We start from the raw sequence: 13,871 nt of genomic DNA, 5'->3' as shown, positions 1-13,871 counted from the left end.
GAAAAGAGCTCTATATTTTATAGGAGGGACTACTGGTAATGCAGATAGATAAACTAAGAGGGAAGACGCTGGATCAATTATTCGAGGCGATTCTGTCCCTGCAGGATGTAGAAGAGTGCTATCGATTTTTCGACGATTTGGCTACGATGAACGAAGTCCAATCTCTGGCTCAGCGCCTGGAAGTGGCTCGGATGCTGGAGGAAGGGCATACGTACCAGAAGATCGAAGCGGATACCGGAGCTTCCACGGCGACGATTTCCAGAGTGAAACGTGCCCTGAATTACGGAAACGATATGTACACGGAAGTGCTCGACCGGGTACAAAGCTATAAAATGGATTGAGAGAGAAAGCGCCTCGGGTTTCTGGGGCGCTTTTTTTCATGGAAAAGGATAAGAGCAGACCGTACACGGGAAAGAGGATAAAAGGTACTTATGTCAGACCCCCGGGAAAGCATAGCTGGAGGTTTGTTTTTTTGGTATAATAATATAATGGATTAAAGAGGTGGAATGAATGAAACAATGGAAGCATGCATTTAAGCTCGATCCCAATAAATACTTATCGGAAGAGGGGATCCGCGCCGTCTGTGAATCGGGGACGGACGCTGTCATCGTCGGCGGTTCGGACGGGGTCACCTTTGATAACGTGTGGGAGCTTTTCGAAAAAATAGAACCTTATGATGTACCTCTCGTGCTGGAGGTTTCTGATATGGAAGCGGTCGTTCCGGGCTTCGATTATTACTTCGTACCTTCTGTTCTGAACAGCAAAGATAAGACGTGGGTGCTCGATATGCAGCATCAGGCGATGAAGACGTACGGGGATATGGTCGAAGAACAGTTGATCGTATCGGAAGGCTATTGCATCGTGAACGAAGAAGCGAAAGCTTTCCAGAAAACGAACTGTTTTCCGGTGACGGAAGAAGATATTCTTGCCTATGCCCGTCTGGTGGAGCATCTCTTTCCGCTGCCGATTTTTTATCTCGAGTACAGCGGCAAGATGGGAGACGAAGCACTGATCCGGAAGGTGTCCGAGGAATTGTCACGGACACAGTTCTTCTACGGCGGGGGCATCCAGTCGAAAGAAGAAGCGGAAGCCCTCGAAGGATTCGTGGATACGATGGTAGTCGGTAACATTATTTATGAGGACCTGGAAACGGCGCTTCAGACCGTTCCGGGTTCGAAGAAAGGATGATAGGTCTATGACGCAGTCGACACATGCGTTGTTGAAAGGAATGAACGAACCGCAGCAGAAAGCGGTAGCACATACGGAAGGACCGCTTCTCGTCATGGCGGGAGCCGGGAGTGGGAAGACGCGTGTTCTTACGCACCGCATCGCATATCTGATTCAGGAAAAAGGGGTGAACCCCTGGAACATCCTTGCGATCACTTTCACGAACAAAGCGGCCCGTGAAATGAAAGAGAGGGTCCACGTTCTCGTTGGACCGGAAGCGGAGAGTATCTGGATGTCTACGTTCCACTCCATGTGTGTGCGGATCCTGAGAAGGGATATCGACCGTATCGGCATGGACCGGAACTTCTCGATTCTGGATTCGAGTGATCAGCTGACAGTCATCAAGCAGGTGGTGAAGGATCTGGAACTTGACCCTAAGAACTGGAATCCACGCGCTATGCTCGGAGCGATCAGTAACGCGAAGAACGAACTGCTATCGCCGGAAGAATTCGAGAAGAATGCGGCAGGTTACCGTGAGGAACAGGTGGCTGCAATCTACAAAGGCTATCAGAAGAAGTTATCGAAGAACCAGTCGCTCGACTTCGACGATCTGATCATGAAAACACTGGTGCTGTTCGAGCAGATGCCGGAAGTGCTCGAATATTACCAGCGTCGGTTCCAGTACATCCACGTCGATGAGTACCAGGATACGAACCATGCGCAGTACCTGCTCGTGCAGAAGCTGGCGAACAAATTCAAGAATCTGTGCGTCGTCGGCGACTCCGATCAGTCGATCTACCGCTGGCGCGGAGCGGATATTACGAATATCCTATCGTTCGAGGAAGACTATCCGGATGCGACGACGATTCTCCTCGAACAGAACTACCGCTCGACAGAAGTCATTCTCGATGCAGCGAACAGCGTCATCGATAACAACAGCGGACGGAAGCCGAAGCGGTTGTGGACGGATAACTACGGCGGCGAGAAGATCCATTACCACGAAGCGGGCACCGAGCGGGAAGAGAGTTTCTTCATCGCGGATAAAATCGAATCCCTCGTAAACAACGGGGACTTCGGATATGATGATGTCGCTATTTTGTACCGGACGAATGCCCAGTCCCGTACGGTCGAGGAAACATTCATGAAGGCGAACATCCCGTACCAGATGATCGGCGGTACGAAGTTCTACGACCGCAGAGAAATCAAGGACCTGCTTGCATACCTCAGACTGATTTCCAATCCGAATGACGACCTGAGTTTCGAACGCGTCGTCAATGAACCGAAACGCGGCATCGGGAAAACGAGCGTGGAGAAGATGCAGGCTTACGCTGCAGCGAATGATATCTCCCTTTTCGATACGGCAGCGGAAATCGACTTCGTCGGGGTGAGTACCAAGGCGGCGAAAGCGATCATGAACTTCCGGACGATGATCGACAACTGGACAAAGCAGCAGGAATTCCTTTCTGCTACGGACCTCGTCGAAGAAGTGCTTCAGACGACCGGCTACGAGGAGATGCTCCGGAATGATAAGACGCTTGAAGCCCAGTCACGCCTCGAGAACATCGAGGAATTCAAGTCGGTGACGATGAACTTCGAGCAGGAAAGTGAGGACAAGACGCTTGTCGCTTTCCTTACAGATCTTGCGCTTGTAGCGGATATCGATAAAGTGGACGAAGAACAGAATGACAAAGCCGTAACGATGATGACGCTACACTCCGCCAAAGGGCTTGAATTCCCGGTCGTCTTCCTCATCGGGCTGGAGGAGAACATTTTCCCTCACAGCCGTTCCATCATGGATGAAGAGGAGATGGAGGAAGAACGGCGCCTTGCGTACGTAGGGATTACGAGAGCGGAGAAGAAACTGTTTATGACGAATGCAAAAATGCGTACACTATTCGGAAAGACGAATATGAACCCGGTGAGCCGCTTCATCGGTGAAATTCCGGATGACTTCCTGGAAGGGAAAGCGGAAGCAGAACCGTTTCCTTTTCAGAAGAAGAAGCAGGCGATCGAACCGGACCGCCCTGTTCAGAAACGGAGAGCGAAGAAGACGACCGGCGCTTCTGGTGCAGAGAGTGAATCCTGGAAACCGGGAGACAAAGCTGTCCATAAGAAATGGGGCGAAGGAACCGTCGTGAAAGTACAGGGAGAAGGGAAGGACATGGAACTCGACATCGCCTTCCCGGCCCCTGAAGGTGTGAAGCGTGTATTGGCACGATTTGCGCCGATCACAAAGGCGTAAAGAGGTGACGACGATTGGATAAAGAACAAGCGAACCAGCGTCATGATGAGCTGAAGAAGCTGCTCGAGAAATACAGCTATGAATATTATGTACTCGATAAACCCACCGTTCCGGATTCGGAATACGACGAGAAGCTCAGGGAACTGATAAATATCGAAGAGGAGCATCCGGAGCTTGTGACGCCGGACTCTCCTACTCAGCGCGTAGGTGCAGAACCTCTCGATCAGTTCGAAAAAGTGCAGCACGAAATCCCGATGCTCAGTCTCGGCAACGCGTTCAACGAGCAGGAACTGAGAGACTTCGACCGGCGGGTCCGGGAAGGCGCGGACGGGGACATCTCGTACGTATGCGAATTGAAAATCGACGGACTCGCGGTATCCCTTCTTTATGAAGACGGTATTCTCGTGCGTGGAGCTACACGCGGAGACGGTACGGTCGGAGAAGACATCACGAGCAACCTGCGTACCATCCGCAGTATCCCCCTCCGGCTGACGCATCCGGAAACGATCGAAGTCCGGGGAGAGGCGTTCATGCCGAAGAAATCATTCAATGCGCTCAACGAAGAGAAAGAGAAGAAAGAAGAAGCTCCGTTCGCCAATCCGAGAAACGCAGCGGCGGGGTCGCTTCGTCAGCTCGACCCGAAGATCGCCGCCAGCCGGAATCTGGATATCTTCCTGTATGGTGTCGGCCTGTGGGAAGATGAATGGAAAGAAACGCATAGTGACCGTCTCGACTATCTGGAAGAACTGGGGCTCAAAACGAACCCGGAATGGCGCCGCCTGAAGGATATCGAAGAAGTGATCGATTACGTGACGAGCTGGGTAGACCGCCGTCAGGACCTCGATTACGAAATCGACGGCATCGTCGTTAAAGTCGATCAGCTGGATCAGCAGGAAACCCTCGGCTTCACGGCGAAAAGCCCGCGGTGGGCAACGGCATATAAGTTTCCGGCTGAAGAGGTAGTGACAAAGCTGAGAGACATCCACCTCACTGTCGGACGAACCGGTGTCGTCACGCCGACAGCGATTCTGGACCCTGTCCGTGTGGCGGGAACGACGGTCCAGCGTGCGTCGCTGCACAATGAAGACCTGATCAAAGAACGCGACATCCGTATCGGAGACACCGTGGTCATTAAAAAAGCCGGAGACATCATCCCGGAAGTGCTACGTGTCGTCGAAGATGAGCGCTCCGGAGGCGAGGAGCCGTTCTCCATGCCGGAGACGTGCCCGGAATGTGGCAGTGACCTCGTCCGTCTCGAGGAAGAGGTAGCGCTACGCTGCATCAACCCGAACTGTCCGGCTCAGCTGAGAGAAGCACTGATCCACTTCGTTTCGAGAAACGCGATGGATATCGAAGGACTCGGGGAGAAAGTGATTGCCCACCTTTTCCATGAAGAGCTGATCCACAATATTGCCGACTTGTATAAACTGAAGAAGGAAGACCTGCTGGAGCTCGATCGTATGGGAGAGAAGTCCGTGAACAACCTTCTTACAGCAATCGAACAGTCGAAAGAGAACTCGATGGAGAAATTGCTCTTCGGCCTGGGGGTACGCTACGTCGGAACGAAAGCGGCCAAAACGCTATCCGAGCATTTCGGAGACATGGACCGCCTGCAGAAAGCTTCGGCGGAGGAACTCGAAGCCATTCCTGAAATCGGAGAGAAGATGGCGGACTCCATCCACCGGTATTTCCAGCGGGAAGAAGTCACCCGGCTTCTATCGGAACTATCGGACCTCGGTCTGAATATGGAGTACAAAGGCATGAAGAAATCCGAACAGGCATCGGATTCCTTATTTTCCGGAAAAACGATCGTACTTACCGGGAAAATGGAGATCTATTCCCGGTCTGAAGCCAAGAAGCACGTGGAAGCCCTTGGCGGGAAAGTGACCGGCAGCGTCAGCAAAAACACGGACCTCCTGATCGCCGGAGCAGAAGCCGGCTCGAAGTATACGAAAGCCGAAGAGCTCGGCGTGGAGATATGGAATGAACAACAGTTTGCGGAAGCCTTACAGGAGTAGGAGTGACACAATGAAAAAATGGTTGGCGTTTACAGGAGTGATGCTCGTTCTGATGACGGCCTGCACGCCTGTGTATGAGCGTACCGATGAAGTGGTCCGGGAGACGACGGATGAAACCAATCAGGATACAGCGATCATCCCTAGCTTCAGCGGATCCGGAACGGATTACAGGGTGATTTTGACGGAAGATGCTCCGAAGACTTCTGCCAGTCGCGGGGTAACGACGAACCAGATGAATAATCGCATGGATATCGCTGAATTCGAAAACGGACTGAAGCGTCACTCGAAAGAATATTTCCCGGCGGACGAATATTTCTTCCAGCAGGGACAGTTTCTGACGAGCGGGGTTCTTTACGAGTGGCTCAGCCGTTCGTCTGAATCGAACGAAGAAGGCCTGAACCCGGAATTGGATGAAGAAGCGGCGACCGAGGAAGACTTTCGGAACGCCCCGCGATATATTTCCAATATCGTGGAACAGGATTACCTCGTACGGAACGGAGAGGACGTTGTGGAAACGAGAGGGATCACCATCGGTATCGCGCTTCGTTCTGAATATAATTTCACGGTGGATAACCGGGAAATGACGGAGAATCACACGACGAAGGAGCTTCTTCAAAAAGGGAAGCAATACGCAGAAACGATTCTGAACCGTCTCCGCGAAATGGAAGAGGTCCCTGATGTACCGATCATGTTTGCACTTTACGAAGAAGAAAGAAATGAGTCCCAGGTACCGGGGAACTTCATCGCGAAATCCTATGCGGAAGGGAACACCCTCGGAAACTTTGAAAGAGTGAAAGAGGACTATGTACTATTCCCGTCGGAAGAAGCGACAGAGAATCATTTCGATGACGCTCAAGTCTTCTCTGAGTTCCGCACGAAAATCTCCGATTACTTCCCCGATTTCGTGGGAGTGATCGGTCAGGGATTCTATGTGAATGACGAACTGAGGAACATCAAGATGGAAATCCCGGTAGAGTTCAATTCCCAGGCGGAAATCGACGGCTTCACCCAATACGTACACAGCCTGGTCAGAGAAATGTTCTCCGACCACTACGGCGTAGAAGTACGGATCCACAGCCTCAACCGCCAGGAAAGCCTGATTGTAAGAGAACGAGGGGAAGAAGAACCTTACGTTTATGTTTATGATTAAATAGAAAAGCGGCAGTTTCCGTTTAGAAATACTGGCATAAGTGGGCCGGTCAGATGAAAGGCGCTCTAACCTTTCTCTGATCCGGGTTGCTTATGGCTCGGGTTTCTGGGTGATGCAGCTAGATCGAATAAAAGCGGAGAAGCCCGTTCAGAAGAGGAACCCCCTCACTCTGAGCGGGTTTTTTTCGTTTGATGGACACTCATGGTGAAAGAAGCGCCTGAGTGTCCCGCAAAACAGGTTCCCACCCACTCAAAACCATTGGTAGCTTCCGAGTGGGGCTATTTCCCCATAGAGAGACGCTGATGAGACATATTCCATCGCGGATGGGGTGGAAAAGGGGATTCTTCCTGACCTTCTTGCTATGACGCATCTTTGATCCGAAAGTAAGGGGTAAAGAGTCATTGTGACAAATCAGTGAAACTTTTTTTTATTCTTTATAGTGAATAGATATCACGAAATTTTCGCTATATACGAATTATTTGAATAGGATATGAATAAAAATACATGTGAAAATAGTTGTCAGAAACTTTGTAATGTTCGTAACAATATTGTATGATATAGTTGCACCTGTGTTCTATATCAATTCTTTTGCCGCTCGGGAGCGGAGAAGGATTCTACGGCATTCGTCAGGATTCGCTCCTCTCCAGAAATGTTTCATTGATTTTTACATGAAAGCATAAAACGAGTAGGGAAAGAGAAGTGTATAGTAGGTGCATATTTCATTCATTGGAGGTGGAAAGATTGTTAGATGTGCTTTTAACAGCTTCATCCCACAGTCTGTCAGGAGCAACGTGGTTTTGGATGTTTGTTCCGATGCCAATCCTGATTATCTTATCAATTATCACTTTATTCACAGAGAGGAGTAATTAACTGACATGGGTACAACGACGTTAATAACGTTCATTGTTTATTTGATCGGTATGCTCGGTATCGGGGTAGCAGCATACCGCCTAACCAGTAATTTATCCGATTATGTATTAGGAGGACGCCGTCTCGGCCCGGGAGTCGCTGCACTTAGTGCCGGAGCTTCCGATATGAGTAGTTGGTTATTGCTCGGTCTTCCTGGTGCGATTTATGCCGGTGGTTTCGGAGGAGCATGGATCGGGGTAGGTCTCGCTGTCGGTGCTTACCTGAACTGGCAATTTGTAGCACGCCGTCTTCGTAATTACACGGAAGTGGCGAATGATTCCATCACGATTCCGGACTATCTGGAGAACCGTTTTCATGACAAATCACGCGTGCTGCGCGTAGTATCCGCAATAGTAATTCTTTTATTCTTTACCTTCTATACCTCCTCAGGAATGGTCGGAGGCGCAAAGCTATTTGAATCCTCGTTCGACCTAAGTTACTCTACAGCACTTTGGATCGGTGCGATTGTAACGATTTCCTATACGTTCCTCGGCGGGTTCCTGGCCGTAAGCTGGACAGACTTTGTTCAGGGTATTCTAATGTTCCTTGCTCTGATTGCTGTTCCTGTAGTAGCGGTAAGTGAACTTGGTGGTTGGAACTCAGCTGTAGATGCAGTCGGAAACATCGACCCATCCTACTTGAACATGGTTCAGGGAGTAGGAGTGATCTCGATCATATCCTCGCTCGCCTGGGGTCTAGGTTATTTTGGTCAGCCACATATCCTTGTCCGTTTTATGGCGCTTCGTTCTGCGAAGGATGTACCGAAAGCCCGTTTCATCGGTATGGGCTGGATGATCGTCGGTCTGTACGGCGCGATTTTTACAGGTCTTTTCGGTCTTGCATACATTAACGCTGCGGACACAGCTACGCTTGATTCCATCGGTGCCGTTGTAAATACGACAGATGGTGGCATGCAGATGCTGGCAGATGGAGAGAAGATCTTCATCTCCTTGTCTCAGATTCTGTTCCACCCGATCATCGCGGGTATCTTGCTGGCAGCGATCCTGTCTGCAATCATGAGTACGATCGACTCCCAGCTTCTTGTATCTTCTTCTGCACTGGCAGAGGACTTCTACAAAGCGATTTTCCGTCGTAATGCTTCGGAGAAAGAATTGGTATGGGTCGGCCGTTTCGCAGTGGCAGGCATCGCCCTGATCGCTGTTCTGATCGCACAGAACCCGGAAAGCTCCGTGCTTGAACTTGTATCCTATGCATGGGCAGGGTTCGGTGCAGCATTCGGTCCGATCATGATCCTTTCCCTTTTCTGGAGAGGCGTTACAACTGCAGGTGCCGTTGCCGGTCTTGTATCCGGTGCCGTGACGGTTGTTATCTGGGGAGACTTCCTCTCCGGCGGAATTTTCGACCTGTATGAAATCGTTCCTGGTTTCATCATCAGTACGATTCTGATTGTCGTGTTCAGTATGTTCGGCAAACCTTCTCCGGAAGTGAAAGCTGAATTTGAAGCGGCAGCTAAAAAATAATAACTTATACGAAAGCATCCTCTTCCTTTTTGGGAGAGGATGTTTTTTTTGTGGGTTCATTTTGGCGGGTTATGGTACATTCGTGGCTCTGATTCTTGGGTGAGTGGTTCGTTTTTGCTGGATTGCGCCGTTCGCGCGTCTGTTTTAGGTAGTGAGTGGTGCCTTTCTGAATTTGCGGTACACTCGGAAGAGGTTCTCTTCTAGTGAACGGTGCAAAATGATTATAATGCCCTTGCTTCCCTGCCCGGAGAGCGGGGCAGGGAAGGGCTTAGGGAAAGAGTCGTTGGTTGCCACACACTCGTGATCTCTTTCTGATCTTGAGTGTCGCGCTAATTTCGTACGTGGACACTCAGGGCGTCGATTGTTTCTGAGTGGGTGGCTGTGTAGTTTGCGGGACACTCGAGCGGCTTTTTCTTTCGTGAACGTCGCGCAAAGTGCTGCGGGGTCCTTCCGCTTTTCCGTTCGTGATCCAGCTGCAGCGTCCAGAAATTCGTGCCATAAGCAGACCGGATCAGAAAAAGGAAAGAGCACCTTTGTCAGACCGGTCTGCTTTTGCCAGTATTTCTAAGCGGACGCTTCCGCTCTCCACGGGTTTTATGCTATGATGGACTTTGTGTGGTACGTACATTAAATGTTTGATATGATAAATAAATATGCTAATTCATAGAGGAGGAACGGTTATGTCCAGAATCAGTGAAGATCAGGTAAAACACGTGGCGAATCTGGCACGCCTTTCTATTACAGAAGAGGAAGCGCAGACCTTCACGAAGCAGCTCGACGATATCATTACATATGCCGAGCAGTTGAATGAACTTGACACGGAAGGTGTGGAGCCGACGACCCACGTCCTTGACTTGAAGAATGTCATGAGAAAAGACGAACCTAAGAACTGGATCAAAAAAGAAGACGCACTGAAGAACGCTCCCGAGCAGCAGGACGGTCAGTTCAAAGTGCCATCAATCTTGGAATAGGAGGGACCGCCCGTGTCTTTGTTTGAACACTCGTTAAAAGAACTCACCCAAAAGCTGAATGACAAAGAAATCACCGTCACCGACCTTGTAGAAGAATCCTACGCCCGCATCAAAGAAGTGGACGGGGAAGTCCAGGCTTTCCTTACCCTTAATGAAGAAGGTGCGCGCACGCAGGCGAAAGAGCTTGAAGCTAACGCGGATGCCGAGGCAAAACTCTTCGGCCTGCCGATCGGTATCAAAGACAACATCGTGACGAAAGGCCTTCGTACGACAGCAGCGAGTCAGCTCCTCAGCAATCTCGAGGACCCGCTTTATGATGCGACAGTCGTTCAGAAGCTCCAGAACGAAAAAGCAGTCACAATCGGTAAAATCAACATGGACGAGTTCGCGATGGGCTCCTCCAACGAGAACTCCAGCTTCCAGGCGACACGTAACCCGTGGAACACGGATCACGTACCAGGTGGCTCCAGTGGTGGTTCTGCAGCGGCTGTAGCAGCAGGCGAAGTACCATTCTCTCTTGGTACCGATACTGGTGGCTCCATCCGCCAGCCGGCTTCCTACTGCGGTGTTGTAGGGTTGAAACCTACATATGGCCGTGTATCCCGTTTCGGTCTTATCGCTTTCGCTTCCTCTCTGGACCAGATCGGACCTCTTACGAAAAGCGTCGAAGACAACGCCTATGTCCTCGAGACAATCGCCGGTCACGACAAGATGGATTCGACTTCTGCCAATGTAGAAGTTCCTTCCTATACAGATGCCCTCACAGGAGATGTGAGCGATCTGAAAATCGCCGTGCCGAAAGAGTATTTCGCGGAAGGTGTCGACGAAGAAGTGAAGGCCTCTGTACGCGCAGCTCTTAAGAAGTACGAAGAACTCGGAGCTACATGGGAAGAAGTATCCCTGCCTCACTCCAAGTACGCGCTATCTACGTATTACCTGATTTCGTCATCCGAAGCATCCGCCAACCTTGCCCGTTTCGACGGCGTGCGTTACGGACGTCGCGCGGACAACGCGGAGACGATGATCGATATGTTCAAGCAATCCCGTTCCGAAGGGTTCGGTGACGAAGTGAAACGCCGTATCATGCTTGGAACGTTCGCCCTCAGTTCCGGGTATTACGATGCTTATTATAAAAAAGCCCAGCAGGTCCGTACGCTGATCAAGAACGATTTCGATAAAATCTTCGAAGATTATGATGTTGTTATCGGTCCTACAGCTCCGACACCTGCCTTCAAAGTGGGAGAACAGATGGACAACCCGCTGACGATGTACGCGAACGATATCCTGACCATCCCTGTAAACCTTGCAGGTGTACCGGGAATCTCTGTACCATGCGGCTTTGCAGAAAACGGTCTGCCGATCGGACTTCAAATCATCGGGAAACACTTCGATGAGTCCACCGTTTACCGTGCGGCTCACGCCTTCGAACAGGCGACCGATCACCATAAGAAACGTCCTCAGTTGGGAGGGAACGCATAATGAATTTCGAAACAGTCATCGGACTTGAAGTCCACGTCGAATTGAAAACAAAGTCGAAGATCTTCAGCCCGTCTCCGAACATGTTCGGGGATGAACCGAACTCGAACGTCAACCCGATCGACCTCGGGTACCCGGGCGTTCTTCCCGTGCTGAACGAAGAAGCGGTCAACTATTCCATGAAAGCGGCGCTCGCGTTGAACTGTGATATCGCGAGCCATACGAAGTTCGACCGTAAGAACTATTTCTATCCGGACAACCCGAAAGCGTACCAGATTTCCCAGTTCGACCAGCCGATCGGGGAAAATGGCTACATCGACATCGAAGTGGACGGGGAGACGAAGCGTATCGGCATCACCCGTCTCCACATGGAAGAAGATGCAGGGAAACTGACGCACAAAGATGACGGCTATTCCCTCGTCGACTACAACCGCCAGGGGACTCCTCTTGTTGAGATTGTATCCGAGCCGGACATCCGTACGCCGAAAGAAGCATATGCTTACCTTGAAGCGCTGAAAAATATCATCCAGTACACGGAAGTATCCGACTGTAAGATGGAAGAAGGCTCGCTCCGTTGTGACGCCAACCTTTCCATCCGCCCGGTAGGACAGGAAGAATTCGGAGTGAAGACGGAACTGAAGAACCTCAACTCCTTCTCCTTCGTCCAAAAAGGTCTCGAGTATGAAGAGAAGCGTCAGGAAGAAGTACTCAAAGAAGGCGGCGAAATCCTTCAGGAAACGCGTCGTTTCGATGAGAAGACGAAAGAAACGGTTCTCATGCGTGTCAAAGAAGGCTCCGACGATTACCGTTACTTCCCGGAACCGGACCTCGTTCCCCTTCACATCGATGAAGCGTGGAAAGAGCGCATCAAAGCGGATATCCCAGAATTGCCGGCTGCCCGTAAGAAGCGCTACATCGAAGAACTCGGTCTGCCGGAATATGATGCAGGCGTTCTCACGAGCAACAAGGACCTGTCCGACTTCTTCGAGGAAACGATCAATCAGGGCGGCGATATCAAACAAGCGTCCAACTTGCTCATGGGTGACATTTCCGCCTACATGAACAAGAACCAGAAAGAGATCGGCGACCTTGCGCTGACACCGGATGCGCTTGCGAAGCTTACCAAGCTGCTTGAAGAAGAGACAATTTCTTCGAAAATCGCGAAGAAGATTCTCCCGGATCTTGTAGAAAAAGGTGGAGACCCTGAGAAAATCGTCAAAGATCGTGGTCTCGTCCAGATTTCCGATGAAGGACAGCTACGTGAAATCGTGACGAATATCCTCGATCAGAACGAGCAGTCTATTACGGACTACAAAAACGGAAAAGATAAAGCGATCGGCTTCCTCGTCGGCCAGATCATGAAAGAAACCAAAGGACAGGCCAATCCGAAAATGGTCAACGAACTGTTAATCGAAGAGATCAATAAGCGATAAACATGAGGAAGCACGCAGGTCTTGCGTGCTTTTCTCTCTGAAAATGAGTTATTATAATTACAGAGAGAATCTTAAATGTCTAAGCGAACGATAGGATGGAGGGGATCCTGATGCAACGGGCCCGAATCATTTACAACCCGACCTCTGGAAGAGAATTGATAAGGAAGATGCTGCCGGACATCCTGCAGCGTTTTGAAAAAGCGGGATACGAAACCTCGACGCACGCAACGACTTGTGCCGGGGACGCGACGGAAGCGGCCAAAATCGCTTCTGAGCGTAAATTCGATGTCGTCGTCGCTGCCGGCGGGGACGGTACCATTAATGAAGTAGTCGCAGGTCTCGCGGAACAACCGCACCGTCCGAAAGTCGGGATTATTCCGACGGGGACGACCAATGACTTTGCACGTGCGCTTCACATTCCGCGGAACAATATCCATAAAGCCGTCGATATCATTTTGAACCATGAAGCGGCACCGCTTGATATCGGACGAGTGAACAACAAGTATTTCATCAATATCGCCGGTGGCGGAAAAATCACCGAGCTTACGTATGAAGTACCGAGTAAAATGAAGACGATGATCGGTCAACTGGCTTATTACTTGAAGGGAATCGAAATGCTTCCTTCTTTCCGCCCGACCTACGTCGAGATTGAATACGACGGCAAAGTGTACGAAGGGGAGATCATGTTATTTCTCGTGTCGAACACGAACTCTGTCGGAGGACTCGAGAAGCTGGCGCCCGACGCCCGCATGGATGATGGGGTCTTCAACCTGATGATCATCGAGAAGATGAACATCGCTGAATTCGTACGCCTCGCGACGATGGCGATCCAGGGGACGCATCTCGATCATCCGAAATTCCTTCACATGACAGCGAGTCACGTCAAAGTGAAGACCCAAGAGAAAATGCAGTTGAATATCGACGGGGAATACGGAGGACTCCTGCCCGGGGAGTTCATGAACCTGTATCGCCACATCGAATTCTTCATGCCCAAGGAAAAAGAGAAATAAGCTGCTTCTTGAAC

10 protein-coding genes are annotated in these 13,871 nt (G+C 50.5%); all 10 read left to right on the top strand.

Annotated features, from left to right (window positions below):
* Nucleotides 1–38: 38 nt before the first annotated feature.
* The 10 genes from BLQ44_RS10865 to BLQ44_RS10820 all read left to right on the top strand — a co-directional run bounded on the left by BLQ44_RS10865 (nucleotide 39) and on the right by BLQ44_RS10820 (nucleotide 13,857).
* Nucleotides 39–341, top strand: coding sequence for a YerC/YecD family TrpR-related protein (locus tag BLQ44_RS10865; RefSeq protein ID WP_093193923.1), 303 nt, complete (start codon nucleotides 39–41; stop codon nucleotides 339–341).
* A gap of 169 nt (nucleotides 342–510) precedes the next feature.
* A complete protein-coding gene (gene pcrB, locus BLQ44_RS10860; RefSeq protein ID WP_093193922.1) occupies nucleotides 511–1,188 on the top strand; it encodes a heptaprenylglyceryl phosphate synthase in 678 nt (225 codons plus the stop codon).
* Between the two features lie 7 nt (nucleotides 1,189–1,195).
* Complete coding sequence (gene pcrA, locus BLQ44_RS10855) at nucleotides 1,196–3,409, top strand: DNA helicase PcrA (RefSeq protein ID WP_093193921.1); 2,214 nt, start codon at nucleotides 1,196–1,198, stop codon at nucleotides 3,407–3,409.
* Nucleotides 3,410–3,423: 14 nt separating this feature from the next.
* Nucleotides 3,424–5,427, top strand: a complete 2,004-nt coding sequence (gene ligA / locus BLQ44_RS10850; RefSeq protein ID WP_093193920.1) for an NAD-dependent DNA ligase LigA — start codon at nucleotides 3,424–3,426, stop codon at nucleotides 5,425–5,427.
* A 10-nt stretch (nucleotides 5,428–5,437) separates the two neighbouring features.
* Entirely contained in the window at nucleotides 5,438–6,577 is a 1,140-nt protein-coding gene (locus BLQ44_RS10845; RefSeq protein WP_093193919.1) for a CamS family sex pheromone protein, read from the top strand.
* Nucleotides 6,578–7,452: 875 nt separating this feature from the next.
* Nucleotides 7,453–8,967, top strand: a complete 1,515-nt coding sequence (gene putP / locus BLQ44_RS10840) for a sodium/proline symporter PutP (RefSeq protein WP_093193918.1) — start codon at nucleotides 7,453–7,455, stop codon at nucleotides 8,965–8,967.
* 680 nt (nucleotides 8,968–9,647) lie between these two features.
* Nucleotides 9,648–9,938: an Asp-tRNA(Asn)/Glu-tRNA(Gln) amidotransferase subunit GatC gene (gatC, locus tag BLQ44_RS10835; protein ID WP_093193917.1), complete on the top strand. Its 291-nt coding sequence runs from the start codon at nucleotides 9,648–9,650 to the stop codon at nucleotides 9,936–9,938.
* 12 nt (nucleotides 9,939–9,950) lie between these two features.
* On the top strand, nucleotides 9,951–11,417 hold the full coding sequence (gatA, locus tag BLQ44_RS10830) for an Asp-tRNA(Asn)/Glu-tRNA(Gln) amidotransferase subunit GatA (protein WP_093193916.1): 1,467 nt from the start codon (nucleotides 9,951–9,953) through the stop codon (nucleotides 11,415–11,417).
* The gene (gene gatB / locus BLQ44_RS10825) at nucleotides 11,417–12,847 is read left to right on the top strand and encodes an Asp-tRNA(Asn)/Glu-tRNA(Gln) amidotransferase subunit GatB (protein WP_093193915.1); all 1,431 of its coding nucleotides are present in this window, start codon (nucleotides 11,417–11,419) and stop codon (nucleotides 12,845–12,847) included. The genes gatA and gatB overlap by 1 nt, the downstream gene beginning before the upstream one ends.
* Before the next feature lie 110 nt (nucleotides 12,848–12,957).
* Nucleotides 12,958–13,857: a diacylglycerol kinase gene (locus BLQ44_RS10820; protein ID WP_093193914.1), complete on the top strand. Its 900-nt coding sequence runs from the start codon at nucleotides 12,958–12,960 to the stop codon at nucleotides 13,855–13,857.
* Nucleotides 13,858–13,871 lie beyond the last annotated feature (14 nt).

It is taken from the genome of Salimicrobium halophilum (assembly GCF_900100295.1).
Taxonomy (GTDB): domain Bacteria; phylum Bacillota; class Bacilli; order Bacillales; family Halobacillaceae; genus Salimicrobium; species Salimicrobium halophilum.
This window is presented reverse-complemented; position numbering and strand designations above follow the sequence as displayed.

Bases quoted from the DNA above. Each gene is read 5' to 3' on its own strand.
- pcrA (WP_093193921.1), top strand. From the start codon at position 1,196: ATGACGCAGTCGACACATGCGTTGTTGAAAGGAATGAACGAACCGCAG.
- BLQ44_RS10865 (WP_093193923.1), top strand. From the start codon at position 39: ATGCAGATAGATAAACTAAGAGGGAAGACGCTGGATCAATTATTCGAG.
- pcrB (WP_093193922.1), top strand. From the start codon at position 511: ATGAAACAATGGAAGCATGCATTTAAGCTCGATCCCAATAAATACTTA.
- BLQ44_RS10845 (WP_093193919.1), top strand. From the start codon at position 5,438: ATGAAAAAATGGTTGGCGTTTACAGGAGTGATGCTCGTTCTGATGACG.
- gatB (WP_093193915.1), top strand. From the start codon at position 11,417: ATGAATTTCGAAACAGTCATCGGACTTGAAGTCCACGTCGAATTGAAA.
- gatC (WP_093193917.1), top strand. From the start codon at position 9,648: ATGTCCAGAATCAGTGAAGATCAGGTAAAACACGTGGCGAATCTGGCA.
- putP (WP_093193918.1), top strand. From the start codon at position 7,453: ATGGGTACAACGACGTTAATAACGTTCATTGTTTATTTGATCGGTATG.
- BLQ44_RS10820 (WP_093193914.1), top strand. From the start codon at position 12,958: ATGCAACGGGCCCGAATCATTTACAACCCGACCTCTGGAAGAGAATTG.